The following is a 20389-nucleotide window of genomic DNA, read 5'->3' on the forward strand; positions in this document are numbered from 1 at the left end:
CGAGTGCAGATTAGTGGGCGGGTACCGCCGGGGCGAGAGGGCGACTCCGTGCGCCGCGTTCATGGTGCGCCGCGTTGACCGTGCGGCGGGTTCACTTCCGGGCGAGCCGCGCCTCGGCGGCGTGCCAGCGGGCGTCGTCGCCGCGCGGCGTGTACCGGGTCAGCGGCTGGGTCCGGGTGAGCAGCCCGCGCATGGCGGCGAGGTCACCGGCGAGCCCGTGGGTGCGGGCCTGCACGAGCACGTTGCCGAGCGCGGCCGCCTCCGTCGGTCCCGCCACCACGGGCAGCCCGCAGGCGTCGGCCGTCAGCTGGCACAGCAGCGCGTTGCGGGTGCCGCCGCCGACGAGGTGCACCACGTCCACCGGGTGGTCGGCGAGGCGCCGCGCGTCCGCGACGGCCCGCCGGTGGGCGAGGGCCAGCGAGTCGAGGACGCACCGGGTGACCTCGCCCCGTGTCCCGGGCACCGGCTGCCCCGATGTCCGGCAGGCCGCGGCGATCCGCTGCGGCATCCGTCCCGGCGCCAGGAACGCCTCGTCCCCGGCGTCCACCACCGAACGCAGGCCCGGCGCGGTGCCGGCCTCGCGCAGCAGCAGCCCCAAGTCCGGCTCGCCCCAAGAGCGTTGGCACTCCTGGAGCAGCCACAGCCCCATGATGTTGCGCAGGTAGCGGACGGTGCCGTCCAGCCCCAGTTCGTTGGTGAAGTTCGCGACCCGGCTCTCCTCGGTGAGCACGGGGGCGGTCAGCTCCAGCCCGGCCAGGGACCACGTGCCGGTGCAGATGTACGCGAAGTTCCTCCCGGTCGCCGGGACGGCGGCGACCGCGGAGGCGGTGTCGTGCGAGCCGACGGCCGTCACCGGCACGGGTCCGGCCAGCCCGGTCTCCTCCAGCACCTCGGGCCGCAGCACCCCGGCCGGATCCCCCGGCTGCCGCAGCGGCGCGAACAGCCCGAGGTCGATGCCGAGCCGCTCGGCGATCCCGTGCGCCCACGTCCGCGTCCGGGGATCGATGAGCTGGGTGGTGGAGGCGTTGGTCAGCTCGGTGCCCTGCTCACCGGTGAGCCAGTGGCTGAGCAGATCGGGGATGAGCAACAGCCGTTCCGCATAGGCGAGTTGACGCGACGACCGGGCGGCGGTGAGCTGGAAGAGGGTGTTGAACGGCGCGTACTGGATGCCGGTCGCGCTGTACAGCTCCCCGGCGGGCACCGTCGCCCACACCTTCTCGGCGGCGCCCTCGGTGCGGGCGTCGCGGTAGTGCACCGGGTTGCCCAGCAGGGCCCCGTCGGCGTCCAGCAGGCCGTAGTCGACGGCCCAGCCGTCGATGCCGACGGACGCCACCTGCCCGGCCGCCCGCAGCCCGTCCAGGACACCGCCGTACAGGGCGAGCACGTCCCAGCGCAGCCCCTCCGGGACGCGCACCTGCCGGTTGGGGAACCGGTGCGCCTCACCCAGCTCCAGTGCGTCGGCCCCCACGCGGCCGACCATCACCCGCCCGCTGGACGCGCCCAGATCGACCGCGGCGTACGACCTCACTCCCGCGCTCATCGCAGGAACGCGGCCGCCACACCCGCGTCGACCGGGATGTGCAGTCCGGTGGTGTGCGTCAGGTCGCCGCCGGTGAGTGCGAAGACCGCAGCGGCCACGTGCTCGGGCAGCACCTCCCGCTTGAGGAGGGTCCGCTGTGCGTAGAACTCGCCCAGCTTCTCCTCCGGCACCCCGTACACGGCGGCCCGCTGCGCGCCCCAGCCGCCGGCGAAGATCCCGGACCCGCGCACCACCCCGTCCGGGTTGACCCCGTTGACCCGGATCCGGTGCTCACCCAACTCGGCCGCCAGTAGCCGCACTTGATGGGCCTGGTCGGCCTTGGTCGCCGAGTAGGCGATGTTGTGGGGCCCGGCGAAGACGGCGTTCTTGGACGCGATGTAGACGATGTCGCCGCCCAGTCCCTGCGCGGCCATCACGCGTGCCGCCTCCCGGGAGACCAGGAAGGAACCGCGCGCCATGATGTCGTGCTGGAGGTCCCAGTCCTCGGCGGTGGTCTCCAGCAGCGGCTTGGAGATGGAGATCCCGGCGTTGTTCACGACGAGGTCGACCCCGCCGAAGGCGAGCACGGCGGCCCGGAACGCGGCGGCGATCTGCTCCTCGTCCGTCACATCGACGCTGACGGCGAAGGCCCTGTCGGACCCGCCCAGCTCCTGCGCGACGGCGGCGGCGCTGTCCGCGTCCAGATCGGCGACGACGACACACGCCCCCTCGGCGACGAGCCGCAGTGCGACGGCCTTCCCGATCCCGCTGCCGGCGCCCGTGACGAGCGCGACCCGGGTGGCCAGCGGCTTCGGCCTCGGCATCCGGCGGAGCTTGGCCTCCTCCAGCGCCCAGTACTCGATACGGAACTTCTCGGACTCCTCGATCGGCGCGTACGCCGACACGGCCTCCGCGCCCCGCATGACGTGGACGGCGTTGACGTAGAACTCGCCTGCCACGCGCGCGGTCTGCTTGTCCTTGCCGAAGGAGAACATCCCCACGCCCGGGATCAGCACGATCGCCGGGTCGGCACCGCGCATGGCGGGGGAGTCGGGCAGCGCGTGCCGCTCGTAGTAGGCGGCGTACTCCTCCCGGTAGGCGGCGTGCAGCTCCTTCAGCCGCGCGACGGCCTCCGCCAGGGGCGCGGCCGGCGGCAGGTCGAGCACCAGCGGCCGTACCTTGGTGCGCAGGAAGTGGTCCGGGCACGACGTCCCCAGCGCGGCCAGCCGGGGATGCTCGGCCCGCGCCAGGAAGTCCAGCACCACGTCGGCGTCGTCGAAGTGCCCGACCTGCGGCTCGTCCTGGGAGGCGAGGGCCCGTACGTACGGCGCGAGCGCCGCCGCCCGCTGCCTGCGCTCGGCCTCGGGCAGGGCGCCGTACCCCTCCACGAGCGGCCCGAAGGGCTCCGCCTTCCCCCGCTCGGCGAGGAACTCCTCGGCGGTGCGGATGATGTGCAGCGAGTTGCGCTCGCACTCCTCGGAGGTGTCGCCCCAGGCGGTGATGCCGTGCCCGCCGAGGACGCATCCGACGGCCTGCGGGTGGGCGGCCTTGACCGCGGCGATGTCCAGCCCCAGCTGGAACCCCGGCCGCCGCCACGGCACCCAGACCACGCTGTCCCCGAAGCACTCGGCGGTCAGCTTCTCCCCGTCGGCCGCACAGGCGAGCGCGATTCCCGAGTCCGGATGCAGATGATCGACGTGCGGGGCGTCCACCAGAGCGTGCATGGCGGTGTCGATGGACGGCGCCGCCCCGCCCCTGCCGTGCAGGCAGTAGTCGAACGCGGCGACCGTCTCGTCCTCCCGCTCGACGCCGGGATACACGTCCACGAGCGCCCGCAGCCGATCCAGCCGCAGGACGGCCAGCCCCGCCTCGGTCAGCGTGCCCAGGTCACCACCCGATCCCTTCACCCACATCAGCTCGACGTCACCACCGGTCACGGGATCGGTCCCGGTGCCCTTCGCGGACGCGTTGCCGCCGGCGTAGTTGGTGTTACGGGGGTCGGAGCCGAGCCGATGGGAGCGGGAGAGGAGGGCGGCGGCCTGGGGGTGGGTGGTCATGATTACGGTCCTTTTCAAGAGTGGGTGAGTATCGAGGGGGCGCGGGGCTGTATCGATGTGCGGCTCCGCCGCGTGGGCGCGACGAGCCACGACGCACCTGCGCCCCGCAACGGCGCTGAACCGGGCAGACGCTCACGCCCCCCAACCGGCCTGCTGCCCCCCGACGCGCGAGGCGACGATCTCCTCACCCCACCCGGACCTGGCGTAGGCGGTGAGTGGATCCGGGTCCACCCCCAACTCCCCGCGCACCTCCCGCAGCAACGGCCGCACATCGGTGTTGTACGCATCCATCAACACTCCATGGGCGCCGAGCACATCACCGGCGGCCTGAGCCTGCGCCAACGCCGCCCGGTCGACCAGCAGAGCCTTCGCCGTGGCCTCCTGCACGTTCATCACGGACCGGATGATCGCCGGAATCTTCGCCTCGATGTTGTGGCACTGATCGAGCATGAACGCGATCCCGGCCTCCGCCGCGAACCCGCCGCCGCGCACCACCTCGTACATGATCCGGAACAGCTGGAACGGGTCGGCGGCCCCCGCCATGAGGTCGTCGTCGGCGTAGAACCGGGAGTTGAAGTCGAACCCGCCGAGCCTCCCCTCCCGCAGCAGCGTGGCGACGATGAACTCGATGTTGGTCCCCGGCGCGTGGTGCCCGGTGTCGACCACGACCTGCGCCCTCGGCCCCAGCTTCAGACAGTGCGCGTACGCCGTGCCCCAGTCCGGCACGTCCGTCGCGTAGAACGCCGGCTCGAAGAGCTTGTACTCCAGCAGCATCCGCTGCCCCTCGCCGAGCCGCTCGTACACCTCGGCCAGCGCCTCGGCGAGCCGGTCCTGCCGGGCGCGGACGTCGTCCTGGCCGGGGTAGTTCGTGCCGTCGGCGAACCACAGCTTGAGATCGGCGGAGCCGGTCGCGTCCATGATGTCGACGCACTCCAGCAGATGATCGACCGCCTTGCGCCGCACCGCCGCGTCCGGATGGCAGATGCTGCCCAGCTTGTAGTCGTCGTCCTGGAAGGTGTTGGAGTTGATCGCGCCCAGCCTCAGCCCGCGCTCCTCGGCGTACTTGGCCAACGCCGCATAGTCCTCGACCCTGTCCCAGGGGATGTGCAGGGCCACGGTCGGGGCCACACCCGTGAACTCGTGCACCTTCGCCGCGTCCTGGAGTTTCTCCCAGGGATCGCGGGGCACGCCGGCCTGGGCGAACACCTTGAAACGGGTTCCCGAGTTCCCGTACGCCCACGACGGCGTCTCGACTGCCTGTGTCTTGAGCGCGGCCTTCACCGCGGCGAGGTCGGTCACTGCGGGCTCCTGGAGGTGTCGGTCGGAACAACGAGGCATGTGAAACGATTCAGAACCGCAAGCTAGGGGCCTCTCGAAAGGGTGTCAAGGACTCCGGTCGAGCCGGTTTTCCGTGACTCCGCCGTGACCTTGGGCTATCGAAATTTTTTCGATACGGACCCATTGACGTGACATGGCCGCGGTGCCTACGGTCCCGGCAATCCAGTTGAAACCTTTCACAACGCTGTGGGCGCGGGCCTCGCGGCCGTTTCCGCCGGTGTCGTCGAGGAGCCTGCCATGACCCACCCGCCCGACACGGGACCGGCGCCGGTGCTGGCACTGAGGGGCGTCTCCAAGTCCTTCGGCGCCGTACGTGCCCTCAGGGACGTCTCCCTGGAGCTGCTGCCCGGCGAGGTGCACGCCCTCGCCGGAGAGAACGGCGCGGGCAAGTCGACGCTGATCAAGACCCTCGCCGGGGTGCACCGGCCGGACACCGGCCAGGTGCTGCTCGACGGCGAGGGCGTCGTCTTCCATGGCCCCGGCGACGCCCGCGACGCGGGGATCGCCGTCATCTACCAGGAGCCCACGCTCTTTCCCGACCTGTCGATCGCCGAGAACATCTTCATGGGCCGCCAGCCCCGGCGGGCCCTGCGCCGGATCGACCACAAGGCCACCCGCGCGGCCACGGCCGCCCTGATGAAACGGCTCGGCGTCGACCTCGACCCCGACCGGCCCGCCCGCGGACTGTCGATCGCCGACCAGCAGATCGTCGAGATCGCCAAGGCGCTCTCCTTCGACGCCCGGGTCCTGATCATGGACGAGCCGACGGCCGCCCTGACCGGCAGCGAGGTCGCCCGGCTCTTCGGCGTCGTGCGCACCCTGAGCGAGCAGGGCGCCGCCGTCCTGTTCATCTCCCACCGCCTGGAGGAGATCTTCCGCATCTGCCATCGGGTGACCACGCTGCGGGACGGCGCCGGGATCGCCTGCGAGCCGCTCGACGGCATGACAGAGGACGACCTGGTCCGGCGGATGGTCGGTCGCGAGCTGGCCGAGCTGTATCCGAAGCAGGAGGTGAAGCCCGGTCAAGTGGCGCTCAGCGTACGGCGGTTGACCCGTGAGGGCGTCTTCACCGACGTGTCGTTCGAGGTGCGGCGCGGCGAGATCGTCGCTCTCGCCGGGCTGGTGGGCGCCGGTCGTACGGAAGTGGCCCGCGCCGTGTTCGGCGTCGACCGGTGGGACGCGGGCGAGGTCGAGATCGACGGGCGCCGGCTGACCAACGGCGCGCCCTCCACGGCGATGGCCGCGGGCCTCGCCCTCGTCCCCGAGGACCGGCGCGCCCAGGGCCTGGTGATGGACATGTCCATCGAGCGGAACATCGGGCTGACCGGACTCCGTGCGACCGTGAAGGCCGGACTGATGGACCGGGGCGCCGAGCGCAGCCGCTCCCTGGACTGGGCGGTGAGGCTCCAGGTGAAGTACGCCCGGATCGCGGATGCCGTCGGCACCCTCTCGGGCGGCAACCAGCAGAAGGTCGTCCTCGCCAAGTGGCTCGCGACCGGCCCGAAGGTGCTCATCGTGGACGAGCCGACGCGGGGGATCGACGTCGGTACGAAGGCGGAGGTACACCGGCTGCTGTCGCAACTCGCCGCCGAGGGGGTGGCGGTGCTGATGATCTCCTCCGACCTGCCCGAGATCCTCGGCATGGCCGACCGGGTGCTGGTGATGCACGAGGGCCGGATCACCGCCGAGATCCCCCGCTCCCAAGCCACCGAGGAGACCGTGATGGCCGCAGCCACCGGGAGGGCCGCCGCATGACGGTGACCACCCCTGGCTCCACCCCCGTCGCCGAAGCAACCCGGTCGCAAGGGACCCGGTTGGTCCATCGCGTCTTCACGATGCGCGAACTCGCCATCCTGGTCGTCTTCCTGGTGATGATCGCGATCACCCAGGCCGGTAACAGCCAGTTCCTGTCGGAGCAGGGCATCAAGGACCTGCTGCTCAACGCGACCATCCTGGTGCTGGTCGCCACCGGCCAGTCTCTGGTGGTGATCACAAGGAACGTCGACCTGTCGGTGGGCTCCACTCTCGGCATCAGCGCCTTCGCCGCGGGCACTTACCTCCACCAAGGCGGGAACCCCGTCCTCGCGATCGTCCTGGCCGTCCTGCTCGGCGTCGGCTTCGGCCTCCTCAACGGCCTGCTCGTCAGCCTCGGCCAGGTGCCGGCCCTCGTCGTCACCCTCGGCACCCTCTACATCATCCGCGGCATCGACTCCATCTGGGTCGGCTCACGCCAGATCACCGCGGCCGACCTCCCTGGAGGGTTCGTCGACTTCGGCTCCGGCGGCGTCGCAGCGATCCCCTGGCTCGCCGTGATCGCGCTCGCCGTCCTCGTCGCCACCGCCTACTACCTCAAACACTTCGGCGGCGGCCGGGAGTTGTACGCCCTCGGCTCCAACCCGGAGGCCGCCCGGCTGGCCGGCATCCCGGTGCGCCGGCGGATCCTCACCGCCTACACCGTCTGCGGAGCGCTCGCCGGACTCGCCGGGGCGATGTACCTGGCCCGGTTCGGCAACGTCGACTCGGGCACCGGCAACGGCTACGAACTCACCGTCGTCAGCGCGGTCGTGGTCGGCGGTGTCGTCTTCACCGGCGGCTCGGGCAGCGTCTACGGCGCCGCGCTCGGCGCCCTGCTGCTCACCTCCGTGAACAGCGTGCTGCCCGCGCTCGGCGTCAGCTCCGTGTGGGCGCTCGCCATCAACGGGGTCCTGCTGCTCCTCGCCATCGCCGTCGACCGGATCGTCGCGCTGCGGGTGGCCGCCGCCCTGAAGAAGAAGTCGGTCCGGCCGGGGACCGCCCTGCCGAAGGAGAACGCCGGTGCCTGAGTCACTGACCCGCGCCGTCCGCTGGGACACCGTCGTCGGCGCGCTCCTGATCGTCCTGTTGCTTCTGTCGTTCGGTTTCGTGGACGGTTTCGGCAACGCGCTGAACCTGTCCTTCCTGATCGGTAACACGCTTCCGATCGCATTGATCGCCCTGCCGATGACCCTGCTCGTGGTCTGCGGCGAGATCGACCTGTCGGTGGCGTCCACGGCCGGGCTGTCCGGGGCCGTGCTGGGCAAGCTCTGGAACGAGGGCATGGCGATCGAGACGATCATCCCGCTGTGCCTGCTGCTGGGCGTGGTGTGCGGACTGGTCAACGGCCTGCTCGTGACCCGGCTCGGCCTGCCCTCGCTCGCCGTCACCATCGGCACCCTCGCCGCCTACCGGGGCCTCGCCCAGATCGTGCTCGGCTCCGACGCGGTCACCGATTTCCCGTCCCAGTACCTGGACTTCGCGTCCGGCCGGCTCGGCGGCACGTTCCTGCCGCAGGCGTTCCTGCCCTTCCTCGCCCTGCTCGCCATCGCCGTGCTCGTGCTGCACGCCACGCCGTTCGGGCGCTCGCTGTTCGCGGTCGGCGCGAGCGAGGAGGCGGCGCGCTTCGCCGGGATCCGGGTGAAGCGGACCAAGCTGCTGCTCTTCGTCGCCACCGGGTTCATGTCGGCGCTCACCGGTGTCTTCTGGGTGCTGCACTACGCCAGTGCGCGCTACGACAACGCCACTGGACTCGAACTCTCCGTCGTGGCCGCCGTGTTGCTCGGCGGGATCGACTTCGACGGGGGCCGCGGGACGCTGGGCGGTGCGATCGCCGGGGTGTTTCTGCTCGGTGCGCTGCAGAACGTGATGAGCCTGCTGAACGTCTCCGCGCAGTCCCAGATCGTCGTCACCGGTGTGCTGCTGGTCGTCTCCGTGCTCGGCCCCCGGGTCGCGCGCCAGATCACCGTCGCGCGGGTGAGCCGCAGAGCCGCCTCGGCTCCGACCCCGTAGCCCGTCCTCACCCCCTCCCTCACAAAGGACCCTCCGCCATGCGCAAGCCGTCCCTCCGCCGTACCTGCGCCGCCCTCGCCGTCGGAACCTCCCTCGCCCTCGCCCTCACCGCCTGCGGCGGCACCACCAAGAACGACGTCAGGAACAACGACTCCGTCGCCCCCACGGGCAAGGCCGATCCGCATGCGGCCCTCAAGAAGGGGCTCACCGTCGGCTTCCTGCCCAAGCAGGTGAACAACCCGTACTTCACCACCGCCGACAAGGGCGGCGAGAAGGCACTCGCCGAACTCGGCTCGACCTACAAGGAGGTGGGCCCCTCCAGCGCCACCGACACCGCGGGGCAGGTGAGTTACGTCAACACGCTCACCCAGCAGCAGGTGAACGGGATCGCCGTGTCCGCGCAGGACCCCGGGGCGCTGTGCACCGCGCTGAAGCAGGCCATGGGCAACGGCATCAAGGTCGTCACCTACGACTCCGACACCGACCCCGGCTGCCGCGACGCCTTCGTCTCGCAGGCGTCCGCCGAGGACCTGGGCCGTACCGAGGTGCAGCTGCTCGCGCGGCAGATCGGGTACAAGGGCGAGATCGCGATCCTGTCGGCCGCGCAGACCGCGACGAACCAGAACACCTGGATCGGCTACATGAAGGACGAGCTGAAGGACCCCAAGTACAAGGACGTCAGGCTCGTCAAGATCGCTTATGGCAACGACGACGCCCAGCAGTCCTTCCAGCAGACCCAGGGACTGCTCCAGGAGCACCCGGACCTGAAGGGGATCATCTCCCCGACCACCGTCGGCATCAAGGCCGCCGCCCAGTACCTGTCCGGCTCGAAGTACAAGGGCAAGGTCAAGCTCACCGGTCTCGGCACGCCGAACGACATGCGCACGTACGTCAAGAACGGCACCGTCGACGCCTTCGAGCTGTGGGACCCGGCGGCGCTCGGCGACCTGGCCGCGCGGGCCGCGGTCGCGCTGGCCTCGGGGCAGATCACCGGCAAGGAGGGGGAGACCTTCAAGGCCGGTGCCACGACGTACGCCCTCGGCAAGGACGGTGTCATCACCCTCGGCAAGCCGACCGTGTTCGACGCGAAGAACGTCGACCGGTTCGACTTCTAGTGAATCGGGGAGCGTTGATGCAGCGCGTGTGTTTCCTGCTGAAGGTCAGGGCGGACCGCCTCGACGAGTACCGGGAGCGGCATGCCGCCGTCTGGCCGGAGATGCTCGACGCCCTGAGGGCGACCGGCTGGCACAACTACTCGCTCTTCCTGCGCGAGGACGGCCTGCTCGTCGGCTATCTGGAGACCGAGGACTTCGCCGCCGCCCGGGCCGGCATGGCGGCCACCGGCGTCAACGCCCGCTGGCAGGCGGAGATGGCGCCGTTCTTCGAGTCGGCGGACGGTGCCCGGCCCGACGAGGCCATGAGACCGCTCACGGAGGTGTTCCACCTGTCATGACCGCCGCCGGAAGCGGGCTCGCGGCACCCCGGGTCACCCCCCTCGGCCGCACCCTCCTCGATCCCCGGGCCCTGTACTTCGTCTCGTACGACGGGCTCGTCAACAACAACTCCTTCCAGAAGAACGGCCTGTTCACCTACCGGGGCCGGCAGTACGCGGCCTGGTACGCGGAAGACCGCCGCGCGACCGTCGCCCGCCGCACCGCGGGCCGGGCGGACTGGGCGGCGGTGCCGCTGGACCACCGGCTGGGGTGCGACGACTCGCACAACGTGATCTCGATGGGCGTCTCGCGCAACGACGGCCGGCTGCACCTGGTCATGGACGCGCACAGCAGCGGCTTCCGGTACGTGAAGTCCGTCGCCGGACTGCTCGACCGCCCCGCCGACACGCCCTGGGACCGGTCCGTCTTCGGCGCCGTACGGACCACCCTCGACGGACTCGCCCTCACCACCCGGTTCACCTACCCGCAGTTCCTCACGACGCCCGAGGGCGGCCTCCAGCTCAGCTACCGCGTCGGCATCTCCGGGGACGGCCGCAACGCCCTTGCCGAGTACGGCCGTTCGGGCTGGACGGTGCTGGGGGAGTGGACCGCGTCGACGGGCACGTACACGACCGCTCACGGCTCCAGCACCGCGCGGAACATGTATCTGCACGGCATCGACTACGACGTCCACGGCCGGCTGCACGCCCTGTTCACCTGGCGCGAGCAGGACCACGCCGTGATGTGCGGCGGTGGCGGGCTGACCAATCACGACACCGGCTACGTCCACTCCACCGACCGGGGCCGGACCTGGCGCAACGACGCCTGGGCGGTCGTCGCCACCACCGGCGGCCCGGATCCGGTCGCCGTCACCGATCCCGGTCTCGTCGTGGACCCCCTCGGCCCCGACCACTGCCTGATGAACCAGGAGAGCCAGGCCACCGACTCCGCCGGGCTGCCGCACGCGATCATCAGCCACGTACCGGGCCGCTTCGGGCCGCGCACCACGGACTACGTCGCCGACCGCATCGCCCACGGACGCGCCTTCCACCTCCGCAAGAGCCCGGACGGGACGTGGCGGAAGACCGAGATCCCCGTCCCCCTGAACTCCAGCCAGCGCACCAAGCTCGTCCTCGACCGGTACGACAACGCCTACGCGGTCCTTCCCCGCGGCCGCATCGCCGCCGCCTCGAAGGCCTCCGGGTACACCGACTGGACGGCGCTGTACGACGGCGGCGAGCTGAACGCCTTCGGCGAGGTGGTGATCGACGAGACGCGGGCCGTGGCGGAGGGCGTCCTGTCCTTCCTGTACCAGGAGAGGTCCACCGGTCAGGCGCCCTCGCCCGTGTGCGTGGCCGATTTCGCCCTGCCCGCATGACGGTAATGTGAAGGGCCGCCCGCCGTCCGTCCCTTTCGTCCCTGGAGGTCCTCGCCCGATGACCCAGTCGGTGGGTATCAAGGACGTCGCCCGCGCCGCCGGAGTCTCGGTGGGCACGGTGTCGAACGTCATCAACCGCCCGGACACCGTCGCGAGCGAGACCCGGGCCCGGGTGCTGTCCGCGATCGACCGGCTCGGCTACGTCCGCAGCGAGTCCGCGCGCCAGCTGCGCGCGGGCCGCAGCCGGATCATGGGCCTGCTCGTGCTCGACATGGGCAACCCCTTCTTCGTGGACGTGGCACGCGGTGCCGAGCGGGCGGCCCGGGAGGCGGGGCTCGGCGTGATGGTCTGCAACAGCGCGCAGAACGCCGCCGAAGAGGCCGAGTACCTGTCCCTGTTCGCCGAACAGCGGGTGCGGGGCGTGCTGCTGACCCCGGCCGACGCCACCGGCCGCAACATCGAGGCGTTCCGGCGCCACGGCATCCCGTTCGTGCTGGTCGACCGGGTCGCCGAGGGCACCACGGAGTGCTCGGTCTCCATGGACGACGTCGCGGGCGGCGCCCTCGCGGTGCGTCACCTGGTGGACGCCGGGCACCGCTCGATCGCCTACGTCAGCGGACCGCCCGGCCTCAACCAGGTCCGCGACCGCCGTACCGGCGCGCTGAGCGCGCTCGCCGAGGCCGGGCTCGGCCAGGGCGCGCTGCGGGAGCTGCCCACCGAGCGTCTCGACGTGGCCGCAGGCCGGGACGCGGGCGCCCGTCTGCTGGGCCTCGCCGACCGTCCCACCGCCGTCTTCTGCGCCAACGACCTGCTCGCCCTCGGCGTGCTCCAGGCCATGTACGCGGCGGGCGTGCGCGTCCCGGACGACCTGGCGATCGTCGGCTACGACGACATCGAGTTCGCGGCGGCGGCCGCCGTACCGCTGACCTCCGTGCGGCAGCCGGCCGTCACCATGGGCGCGCTCGCCGCCGAGCTGTTGCTGGAGGAGACCGAGCAGGGCGAGGGACGGCGGCCGCACGAGCACCGCCGGGTGGTGCTCCAGCCGGAGTTGGTGGTGCGCCGCTCCAGCCTGGCCGCCCGCTGACCCGAAGTTCAGTAGAAACCATGATCCCCGGGGTCGGCCGACGGCCGGTCATGTGCTGAACTGGGTCCCGTCCGTACCGTCCGCCCCGGGAGCCCCGTTGAGCCTCAGCTACCGCCAGCCCGGTGTCGTCCTCACCGACCGCCGTTTCGCCGTGCCCCTCGACCACGCCGACCCGGGCGGCGAGACCATCGAGCTGTACGCCCGTGAGGTGGTCGCGAGCGACAAGGCCGGGCAGGATCTGCCGTGGCTGCTGTACCTCCAGGGCGGGCCCGGCTTCGGGGCGAATCGTTTCGTCGGACGTCAGGCCTGGCTCGACCGGGCCCTGAAGGACTACCGCGTCCTCCTTCTCGACCAGCGGGGCACCGGCAGCTCCACGCCCGCCACCCGGCAGACGCTCCCGCTGCGCGGCGGCCCCGCCGAGCAGGCCGACTACCTCGCCCGCTTCCGCGCCGACTCCATCGTCCGGGACTGTGAGGCCATCCGCCCCGAGGTCACCGGCGGTGCCCCCTGGACGGTGCTCGGCCAGAGCTTCGGCGGCTTCTGCACGGTGTCGTACCTCTCCCTCGCGCCCGAGGGCCTCGCCGCCGCCGTCGTCACCGGCGGTCTGCCGTCCCTGCACGCCCACGCCGACGACGTCTACCGCGCCGCCTACCCGCGCGTCGAGCGCAAGGTCACCGCGCACTACGCCCGCTACCCGCAGGACGTCGAGCGGGCCCGTCGCATCGCCGACCACCTCCTCACCCACGACGTGGTCCTCCCGAGCGGCTACCGCTTCACGGCCGAGGCCTTCCAGTCCCTCGGCCTGATGCTCGGCATGAGCGACGGCAGCCACCGTCTGCACCTGCTCCTGGAGGACGCCTTCGTCCGCACCCCGGCCGGCCCGGAGCTGGCGGACGCCTTCCTGGAACAGGTCATGAGCCTGCTGTCGTACGCCAGTTACCCGCTGTACGCCCTCGTCCACGAGACGATCTACGGCCAGGGCGCACGGCCCACGGCCTGGGCCGCCGAACGGATCCGGGCCGAGTTCCCGCAGTTCGACGCGGCCAAGGCCCTCGCGGGCGACGCCCCGGTGCTCTTCACCGGCGAGACGGTCCACCCCTGGATGTTCGACGCCGACCCGGCCCTGCGCCCGCTGCGCGAGACGGCCGAACTCCTCGCCGCACGCACCGACTGGACCCCGCTGTACGACCCGGCCCGCCTCGCCGCGAACGAGGTGCCGGTCGCCGCGGCGGTCTACCACGACGACATGTACGTCGACGCGACCCACTCCCTGCAGACCGCACGCGCGGTGCGCGGCCTGCGGACCTGGGTGACGGACGAGTTCGAGCACGACGGGCTGCGGACGGGGGCGCCGAGGGTGCTGGACCGGCTGCTGGCGCTGACGAGGGACGAGGTGTAGCGCGCGGCACTCCCGCAGGTCAGTAGGGTGGAGCCCATGCCGGAACAGATAGCCGACCTCTCCGACCTGCGCGGCGACTGCGCCCAGTGCTTCGGGCTGTGCTGTGTCGCCCTGCCCTTCGCCAGGTCCGCCGACTTCGCGCTGAACAAGCCCGCCGGCACACCGTGCGCGAACCTCCGGCGCGATCACCGCTGCGGCATCCACGCGGACCTGCGCACCAAGGGCTTCACCGGCTGCACGGTCTACGACTGCTTCGGCGCCGGGCAGAAGGTCGCGCAGGTCACCTTCGGCGGGCAGGACTGGCGGACCGGGACCGAGGAGCACGCCCGCCGGATGTTCGACGTGTTCCCGGTCGTACGGCAGCTGCACGAGCTGCTGTGGTACCTGACCGAGGCGCTCGGCCTGCCCGCCGCCCGGCCCGTCCACGCCGATCTGCGCCGGATGCTGGAGGAGACCGAACGGCTGACCCGGCAGAGCCCCCAGGAACTGGCCGCCCTGGACGTGACCGCGCACCGACAGCGGGTCAACGTGCTTCTGCTGCGCACCAGCGAGCTGGCCCGGGCGGGCGTCGGCGACGGGGAAAGCGGTAAGAGCGGAAAGAGCGGAAAGAAGGGCAAGGGCGGTGGCAAGGACCGGCGGGGCGCGGATCTCGTCGGGGCCCGGCTGCGCGGCGCCGACCTGCGCGGGGCGACTCTGCGGGGCGCCCTGCTCATCGCCGCGGACCTCACCGGGGCGGATCTGCGGGGCGCGGACATGATCGGTACCGATCTGCGCGACGCGGACCTGACGGACGCCGACCTGACCGGTGCCTTCTTCCTCACCCAGCCGCAGGTTAACGCCGCGCGGGGCAGTGCCGGTACTCGGTTGCCGGAGTCAGTCGGCCGGCCGGCGCACTGGGCAACCAGCGGCTGAGTGCCGGGACGTGTCGTCGTTCGGCCGCGGCGGCGTCGTGGTGGATCGCGCGCCCGCGGCGGTGGCCGCATGTTCAGCACGGCCCCGCGCCCCTTCAGAGCGTCTGTCCAACCCCAACCGCAGCCCTTCCGGCATCACCGTCAGCCGCTCGATCACCTTCAGCCGGTAGGCGGGGTCGGCCCGCAGGTCGTAGCGGCGCAGCAGCAGGCCGAGGACCAGGGTGGCCTCGTGCAGGGCGAACTGACGGCCGATGCAGGCCCGGGCGCCGGTGCCGAACGGCTTGAAGGTGTGCGGCGGGCGGGCTCGTACCGCCGCCGCCTCGAAGCGGTCCGGGTCGAAGCGCTCGGCGTCCTCGCCCCACACCTGAGGGTCGCGGTGCAGCATCGGCGTCAGGACCATCGCCCACGCGCCCCGGCGCATCGGATGGTCGCCGCCGAGCACCGTGTCCCGCACGGCCTCGCGGGCGTAGGCCGGCGCGGTGGGCCACAGGCGCAGTGACTCGTCCAGCACCCGGCGGACGTAGCGCAACTTGGCGACCTGCTCGTACGCGGGTCGTTCGGCGTCGCCCCAGACGCGGTCCACCTCGGCGCGGGCGCGGGCGGCGATCTCCGGATGGCGGGCGAGGTAGTACAGGGCGAAGGAGAGCGCGCCCGAGGTGGTCTCGTGGCCCGCCACCAGGAACGTGATCACCTGCTTGCGGACGTTCTCGGCCGACAGCTTCTCGCCGGTCTCCGGATGCGCCGTCCGAAGCATCCGGTCCAGCAGGTCGCCCTCCCCGGGGCCGCCCCGGCGCCGGGCCGCGACCAGGTCGTCCACCGTGCGGTTGAGGTAGGTCATGTCGGCCGCGTTGCGCCGGGCGGCGGAGCGCAGCAGCAGCGGGGCGAGCGGCCCGGGCACGCTGTTCAGGCGCTGGGCGTAGGTGAGCGTGCCGACCATCGCGGTGACGAAGAGGTGCGGCCGGTCCCGCTCGAAGGAGCCGAAGTCGTGCCCGAACCCGGTGCGCGCGATCGTCTCCAGGGTCAGCTTGGTCATGTCCCCGGGCACGTCCACCGTGCGCCCGGCCGCGCTCTCCCGGTCCCAGTGGCCGGTCAGCCGCTCGGCGACCGCCAGCATCATGCCGTGGTAGCCCTCCATGGCCTCCCGGCTGAAGCCGGGCGCCAGGACGTCGTGCGCCAGCTGCCAGTTGGGCTCGTGGTTGTAGGCGGTGAACAGCCCGTCGCCGGCGACCGGGCGCAGATTGGCCACCCCGAGTCCGACGTGCTTGGCGAACCGGGTCTCGTCGGCGAGGTCGGCGGCGAGCGCCGCGCCCCACACGAACACGAACTCCTTGCCGAAGGCGCGGCGCCGGAAGACGGGGCCGAGCTCGCGTGCGAGGCGCATCGAGTCCTGGACGGGCGTGCGCCGGTTCACGCCGAGGACGTCACCGAGCAGCGGCACCCGGCGCGGCGGGTGCGGGATGCGGTCCAGTTCGGGCCAGCCCAGCTCGGCACTGCGGAAACCCCTCGGCAGCTCGGTTTCCCTGCTCTCCGCCGTCTCCGCCGTCTTCGTCGTCCGCGCCATGACGCCGATCTCCCTTGATCCAGCGAGCTGTTGAGCCGGTGCCGCCCGTGTTGTACGTGAGTTCAATAACGCGGCCCCAGTGTGATCCGTCCCTCGAACCGGCGTCAAGGCTTGTTGAACCGGCGTCCAGTAAAGTGACGGCATGGCCGCGAACGAGGGGGAGCGCGCCCGGCGCCGACTGAGCACCGGGGAGCGCCGCGAGCAGCTGCTGTCGGTCGGCGCGAAGCTGTTCTCGGACAGTCCCTACGACGAGGTGTGGATCGAGCAGGTCGCCGAGATCGCCGGGGTCTCGCGCGGGCTGCTGTACCACTACTTCCCGACCAAGCGGGACTTCTTCGCGGCGGTCGTGGAGCGCGAGAGCGAGCGGATGCTGCGCATGACGGCGGCCGTGCCCGGTGTGCCGGTGCGCGAGCAGCTCGCCGCCGGACTCGACACCTACCTCGGCTATGTCCGAGCCCACGCCCACGGCTTCCGCGCCTTCCATCGCGCCGACGCGGCCGGGGACCAGGCCGTGCGCCGGGTCTACCAGCGGGCGCTGGCCGCCCAGGAGGAGCAGATCCTCGCCGCGCTCGCCGCCGACCCCGAGTTCGGGCCCGCCTTCGAGACCGCTCCCCAGGTGCGGCTGGCGGTGCGCGGCTGGCTCGCCTTCACCACCGCCGTGTGCCTGGAGTGGCTGCGCGAGGGGGAGTTGAGCCAGGAGCAGGTGCGCGATCTGTGCGCCCGGGCGCTGCTGGGCGTCCTCGGCTGACCTCTCGTGCCATGGAGGCGCGGTTGGCGCACGTCCTGTTCTTCGGTAAGTTAGGCAAGGCTTACCTAAGGAGGTCTCGGGATGGGTGACACACAGGACTGGACGGCCGCACCCGGCGCGGCGGAACGGGCGCGGTCGGTGCTCGCCGCCGCATGGTCGTGCGCGGTGACCGCGGACGGCGTCCGCGAGGAGTACGTCGGTGCGCACACCGTGACCGACGACGGCGCGGTACGGCTCGCGGTGCCCGACGACAGCGCCCTGCTCACCGCGGCGATCTGCGCCCCGCGCCAGGAGCCGTCCGCCGTGCTGGAGTTCGCCGACGTCGCCCCCGTACCGGTGCGCGGCCGGATCCGGGCCCGGCTCCATCTCGCCGGCTGGTTCGCCGCGGACGGCGGCGAGCTGCTGTTCCGGCCCACCCGGGTGGTGCTGCGGCAGTCGGGCGGTGCCGTGGTCGTCGACCCCGGCGAGTTCGCCGCCGCCCGGCCCGACCCCCTGGCCAGCGCCGAGGCCCGGCTGCTGACGCACCTCGCCGACGCCCACCCGGACGCCGTCGAACGGCTCACCCGGCTGGTGCGGCCCGAGAGCCTGCACGCCGCGACCCGTGTGCTGCCCCTCGCCGTCGACCGGCACGGACTGACCCTGCGCATCGAGCGCACCCGCGCCCACGGCGACGTACGCCTGCCCTTCCACGCACCCGCCGACGACGTCACCCAACTCACCGAGCGCGTCCACGCCCTGCTCGCCCGGGCCGCGACCGCGGGCTGCCCCCGCGCGCTACAGCGGCAGCGCGCAGACGGCGACGGGTGAGGCGAACGGCTCGCCGGCCGGACGGAGTTCACCGCTGCCCCGGTCCACGTGGAAGACGGTGACCGTGCCCGAGCGCTGGTTCGCCGCGAACAGCAGCGTGCCGTCGGGCGAGAACGCGATCTGCCGCGGGAAGTCCCCGCCCACCGGCACCGTGCCGAGGAGTCGCAGCCGGGCGCCGTCGGCCTCGACCGCGTACCGCGCGAGGGTGTTGTCGCCCCGGTTGGCCAGGAACGCGTACCGGCCGTCCGCCGTCACGAGGAACTGCGCCGGGTAGTTGGTGGTGCCGCCGGCCGACCCCGTGGACTGCGGCGCGCCGATCGTCAGTCGGCCGGAGGCCGGGTCGTGGGCGCAGACGGCGACGGTGTCGTCCACCTCGTCGGCCAGGTACGCGTACCGCCCGCCCGGGTGGAAGGTCAGATGGCGCGGGCCCGCCCCGGGCCGGGTGTGCGCCTGCGACACCTCCGTGAGCGTGCCCTCGGCCTCGTCCAGGCGGTAGGTGTAGACGGTGTCGGTGCCGAGGTCGACCGCGAGGACGTGGCCGCCGCCCGGGCTCGTGATGAACTGGTGCGCGTGCGGCCCCTGTTGACCCGGTCCCGGGGCCGGAGAGGTGTGCGTGACCTGGGCGGTGCGTTCGCCGAGGGCGCCCGAGGCGTCGATCGGGTGCACGGCGACGCTGCCCGAGCCGTAGTCGGCGCTCAGCAGCCAGCGCCCGGACGGATGCACCGACACATGGCAGGGGCCCGCGCCGCCGGTCGCGCGCGTGCCGAGGACGTGTCGGTCCGCGAGCCGTACGGCCGTCACCCCGCCGTCGTCGCGCTCGTCCACCGCGTACAGCGTGCGCCCGTCCGGGTGCACCGTGAGGTACGACGGGTCGGGGACGCCGGTGAGCGTGCCCGCGCCGGAGATCCGGCCGGTCACGGGGTCGTACGAGGCCAGCCCGATACCCGTGCCGCCGCCGTCGACGGAGGTGTACGTGCCGATGAACAGCGGGCGGGGGCCGGACGGGTCTCCGGGAGGTGCGGCGGACCGCGGCTTCCCGGCCGGGAGCGCGCCGTCGGCCGGCGGGGCCGACGGGGACGGCACCGCCACCACGGCCGCCGTGCCCGCCACGGCCCCGACGAACCGGCGCCTGCTCCAGCGCCCGCTCTCCGCCGTTTCCTCCGTGTCCATGCCGCACCTCAGGTCGTCGCTCGCCCCGGTCGTGACAGCAGCCACCTTGGCCCCCTCGGCCGTCAACGACAAGTAGGGCAACGGAGATTGCGCACCGTGCAACGCGAGGTCACCACTCGCCGTCCTCGACCGGCCTGCCCGGCGGGGCGTCCTTCAGCGGGGTCACCTGGCCGGCCGACGGCTCCTGCCAGGGGTCCAGGTCGTCGCCGAGCCACTCGCCGACCGGCTTGACCTCCTGGAGGGCGTCCGCCGGGGCCAGATCCTCGGCATCGGCGTCGTAGTAGTCGAACCAGGGCAGGCCCGCGCGGGTGTACGCCGCCCGGTCCACCGGCGACGGCGGAGGCGCCTCGCCCGTGATGTGCCGCCACTGAGGCGGCGTGACCAGGTGAACGAACACGCGCCCGGCGGGCTGCTCGGACCAGTCGGTGAGGGGGCGGTCGTCCCGGTACACCTCCTGGCGCATCGAGCCGCCGACGCCGAGCCCCATGGCGGCGGGCGCCGCCGCCCCGGGCGCGGCCGGCATCATCGCCGCGCCGTATCCGCCGACCGGCGGACGGGCCGTCCGGGCGCGGTTCCCGGCCGCCTGCCTCTCCTGCTCGCGGCGCCGCCACTCGGCGAGCGGGTCCGCGCGCAGCGCGAAGGACCGGAGCTGCACCCCGCCCCACACCTCCTCGCCGGTGACCTGCCCCTCCACCGTCGCGCCGAGGCCCAGTGGCACGGCGACGAACTGCCGGACCGTCCCCTCGCCGGAGTTGACGCCGTCCAGCCAGGGCTGGCGGGGCAGTACCACGTAGTTCTGCGGATCCCGGGTGAGCCGCTCGCTCCAGGGCTTGCCGGAGACCGCGCACACCTTGCCGACGCCGACCTGGAGCGCGGCCGGTTCCGTCGTGCCCGCGAAGCTCAGCCACATCGCCTCGCGCACATACACCGGCAGCATCACGCCCCCGCGGGCCCGCCACCGCTCGGGCACCCGGTCCGCGTGGTCGGCGACCGGCCGGACCGGGAACTCGCCGAGCCCCGGCGGCAGCCGGTGCGTGCCCGTCTCGGGCAGCCGCAGCGTGCGCACGAACCGCACGGTCGCCCCGCCCGGCAGCCGCAGCGTGTTCCCGGTGATCCGTACCCCGGCCTCGGTCATCCGGTGGCCCCCTCCTGTCGCGCTGTCCGCCGCGCCGCAGAACGT

At 72.4% G+C, this 20389-nt stretch carries 17 protein-coding genes; 11 read left to right on the forward strand and 6 right to left on the reverse strand.

Annotation, left to right across the window (positions count from 1 at the left end; genetic code table 11):
• Nucleotides 1–91: 91 nt before the first annotated feature.
• The 3 genes from ACZ4MF_RS22015 to rhaI all read right to left on the reverse strand — a co-directional run bounded on the left by ACZ4MF_RS22015 (nucleotide 92) and on the right by rhaI (nucleotide 4875).
• On the reverse strand, nucleotides 92–1540 hold the full coding sequence (locus ACZ4MF_RS22015) for a rhamnulokinase (protein ID WP_467493630.1): 1449 nt from the start codon (nucleotides 1538–1540) through the stop codon (nucleotides 92–94).
• A complete protein-coding gene (locus ACZ4MF_RS22020) occupies nucleotides 1537–3576 on the reverse strand; it encodes a bifunctional aldolase/short-chain dehydrogenase (RefSeq protein WP_467493631.1) in 2040 nt (679 codons plus the stop codon). The genes ACZ4MF_RS22015 and ACZ4MF_RS22020 overlap by 4 nt, the downstream gene beginning before the upstream one ends.
• Nucleotides 3577–3708: 132 nt before the next feature.
• Entirely contained in the window at nucleotides 3709–4875 is a 1167-nt protein-coding gene (rhaI, locus tag ACZ4MF_RS22025) for an L-rhamnose isomerase (RefSeq protein ID WP_467493632.1), read from the reverse strand.
• A 276-nt stretch (nucleotides 4876–5151) separates the two neighbouring features.
• On the opposite strand from rhaI, the gene ACZ4MF_RS22030 reads away from it, so the two are divergent.
• The 9 genes from ACZ4MF_RS22030 to ACZ4MF_RS22070 all read left to right on the forward strand — a co-directional run bounded on the left by ACZ4MF_RS22030 (nucleotide 5152) and on the right by ACZ4MF_RS22070 (nucleotide 14924).
• A complete protein-coding gene (locus tag ACZ4MF_RS22030) occupies nucleotides 5152–6669 on the forward strand; it encodes a sugar ABC transporter ATP-binding protein (RefSeq protein WP_467493633.1) in 1518 nt (505 codons plus the stop codon).
• Nucleotides 6666–7736: an ABC transporter permease gene (locus tag ACZ4MF_RS22035; RefSeq protein WP_467493634.1), complete on the forward strand. Its 1071-nt coding sequence runs from the start codon at nucleotides 6666–6668 to the stop codon at nucleotides 7734–7736. Before ACZ4MF_RS22030 ends, ACZ4MF_RS22035 begins: the two co-directional genes overlap by 4 nt.
• Nucleotides 7729–8718 (forward strand): ABC transporter permease, encoded by a 990-nt coding sequence (locus ACZ4MF_RS22040; protein WP_467493635.1) that lies wholly within the window; start codon nucleotides 7729–7731, stop codon nucleotides 8716–8718. Before ACZ4MF_RS22035 ends, ACZ4MF_RS22040 begins: the two co-directional genes overlap by 8 nt.
• 38 nt (nucleotides 8719–8756) lie before the next feature.
• The gene (gene rhaS, locus ACZ4MF_RS22045) at nucleotides 8757–9833 is read left to right on the forward strand and encodes a rhamnose ABC transporter substrate-binding protein (RefSeq protein WP_467493636.1); all 1077 of its coding nucleotides are present in this window, start codon (nucleotides 8757–8759) and stop codon (nucleotides 9831–9833) included.
• Nucleotides 9834–9850: 17 nt separating this feature from the next.
• On the forward strand, nucleotides 9851–10171 hold the full coding sequence (locus tag ACZ4MF_RS22050) for an L-rhamnose mutarotase (protein ID WP_467493637.1): 321 nt from the start codon (nucleotides 9851–9853) through the stop codon (nucleotides 10169–10171).
• The gene (locus ACZ4MF_RS22055) at nucleotides 10168–11529 is read left to right on the forward strand and encodes a BNR repeat-containing protein (protein WP_467493638.1); all 1362 of its coding nucleotides are present in this window, start codon (nucleotides 10168–10170) and stop codon (nucleotides 11527–11529) included. The genes ACZ4MF_RS22050 and ACZ4MF_RS22055 overlap by 4 nt, the downstream gene beginning before the upstream one ends.
• 58 nt (nucleotides 11530–11587) lie before the next feature.
• A complete protein-coding gene (locus ACZ4MF_RS22060; protein ID WP_356032897.1) occupies nucleotides 11588–12613 on the forward strand; it encodes a LacI family DNA-binding transcriptional regulator in 1026 nt (341 codons plus the stop codon).
• A 97-nt stretch (nucleotides 12614–12710) separates the two neighbouring features.
• The gene (locus ACZ4MF_RS22065; protein WP_467493639.1) at nucleotides 12711–14012 is read left to right on the forward strand and encodes an alpha/beta fold hydrolase; all 1302 of its coding nucleotides are present in this window, start codon (nucleotides 12711–12713) and stop codon (nucleotides 14010–14012) included.
• A gap of 36 nt (nucleotides 14013–14048) precedes the next feature.
• Nucleotides 14049–14924, forward strand: a complete 876-nt coding sequence (locus tag ACZ4MF_RS22070) for a pentapeptide repeat-containing protein (protein ID WP_467493640.1) — start codon at nucleotides 14049–14051, stop codon at nucleotides 14922–14924.
• Here ACZ4MF_RS22070 and ACZ4MF_RS22075 read toward each other — a convergent pair.
• Nucleotides 14886–16484, reverse strand: coding sequence for a cytochrome P450 (locus tag ACZ4MF_RS22075; protein ID WP_467493641.1), 1599 nt, complete (start codon nucleotides 16482–16484; stop codon nucleotides 14886–14888). The two genes, ACZ4MF_RS22070 and ACZ4MF_RS22075, sit on opposite strands and share 39 nt — an antisense overlap.
• A 142-nt stretch (nucleotides 16485–16626) precedes the next feature.
• Here ACZ4MF_RS22075 and ACZ4MF_RS22080 point away from each other — a divergent pair, with 142 nt between their 5' ends.
• The gene (locus ACZ4MF_RS22080) at nucleotides 16627–17232 is read left to right on the forward strand and encodes a TetR/AcrR family transcriptional regulator (protein WP_467493642.1); all 606 of its coding nucleotides are present in this window, start codon (nucleotides 16627–16629) and stop codon (nucleotides 17230–17232) included.
• A gap of 81 nt (nucleotides 17233–17313) precedes the next feature.
• Nucleotides 17314–18039 carry a DUF2470 domain-containing protein gene (locus ACZ4MF_RS22085; protein WP_467493643.1) on the forward strand — a complete coding sequence of 242 codons (726 nt, stop codon included), beginning with the start codon at nucleotides 17314–17316 and terminating at the stop codon, nucleotides 18037–18039.
• Here ACZ4MF_RS22085 and ACZ4MF_RS22090 read toward each other — a convergent pair.
• Nucleotides 18007–19209, reverse strand: a complete 1203-nt coding sequence (locus tag ACZ4MF_RS22090; protein ID WP_467493644.1) for a lactonase family protein — start codon at nucleotides 19207–19209, stop codon at nucleotides 18007–18009. The genes ACZ4MF_RS22085 and ACZ4MF_RS22090 overlap by 33 nt on opposite strands.
• Nucleotides 19210–19318: 109 nt before the next feature.
• Nucleotides 19319–20344 (reverse strand): hypothetical protein, encoded by a 1026-nt coding sequence (locus tag ACZ4MF_RS22095; protein ID WP_467493645.1) that lies wholly within the window; start codon nucleotides 20342–20344, stop codon nucleotides 19319–19321.
• Between the last annotated feature and the right edge of the window lie 45 nt (nucleotides 20345–20389).

It is taken from the genome of Streptomyces sp. NPDC025793 (assembly GCF_055558375.1).

What these genes read in the sequence shown, in the direction of transcription:
- ACZ4MF_RS22050 (WP_467493637.1), top strand. Translation starts at nt 9,851, where the DNA reads ATGCAGCGCGTGTGTTTCCTGCTGAAGGTCAGGGCGGACCGCCTCGAC.
- ACZ4MF_RS22020 (WP_467493631.1), bottom strand. Translation starts at nt 3,576, where the DNA reads ATGACCACCCACCCCCAGGCCGCCGCCCTCCTCTCCCGCTCCCATCGG.
- ACZ4MF_RS22095 (WP_467493645.1), bottom strand. Translation starts at nt 20,344, where the DNA reads ATGACCGAGGCCGGGGTACGGATCACCGGGAACACGCTGCGGCTGCCG.
- ACZ4MF_RS22070 (WP_467493640.1), top strand. Translation starts at nt 14,049, where the DNA reads ATGCCGGAACAGATAGCCGACCTCTCCGACCTGCGCGGCGACTGCGCC.
- ACZ4MF_RS22055 (WP_467493638.1), top strand. Translation starts at nt 10,168, where the DNA reads ATGACCGCCGCCGGAAGCGGGCTCGCGGCACCCCGGGTCACCCCCCTC.
- ACZ4MF_RS22030 (WP_467493633.1), top strand. Translation starts at nt 5,152, where the DNA reads ATGACCCACCCGCCCGACACGGGACCGGCGCCGGTGCTGGCACTGAGG.
- ACZ4MF_RS22085 (WP_467493643.1), top strand. Translation starts at nt 17,314, where the DNA reads ATGGGTGACACACAGGACTGGACGGCCGCACCCGGCGCGGCGGAACGG.
- ACZ4MF_RS22075 (WP_467493641.1), bottom strand. Translation starts at nt 16,484, where the DNA reads ATGGCGCGGACGACGAAGACGGCGGAGACGGCGGAGAGCAGGGAAACC.
- ACZ4MF_RS22015 (WP_467493630.1), bottom strand. Translation starts at nt 1,540, where the DNA reads ATGAGCGCGGGAGTGAGGTCGTACGCCGCGGTCGATCTGGGCGCGTCC.
- ACZ4MF_RS22060 (WP_356032897.1), top strand. Translation starts at nt 11,588, where the DNA reads ATGACCCAGTCGGTGGGTATCAAGGACGTCGCCCGCGCCGCCGGAGTC.
- ACZ4MF_RS22090 (WP_467493644.1), bottom strand. Translation starts at nt 19,209, where the DNA reads ATGGACACGGAGGAAACGGCGGAGAGCGGGCGCTGGAGCAGGCGCCGG.
- rhaS (WP_467493636.1), top strand. Translation starts at nt 8,757, where the DNA reads ATGCGCAAGCCGTCCCTCCGCCGTACCTGCGCCGCCCTCGCCGTCGGA.
- ACZ4MF_RS22035 (WP_467493634.1), top strand. Translation starts at nt 6,666, where the DNA reads ATGACGGTGACCACCCCTGGCTCCACCCCCGTCGCCGAAGCAACCCGG.
- ACZ4MF_RS22080 (WP_467493642.1), top strand. Translation starts at nt 16,627, where the DNA reads ATGGCCGCGAACGAGGGGGAGCGCGCCCGGCGCCGACTGAGCACCGGG.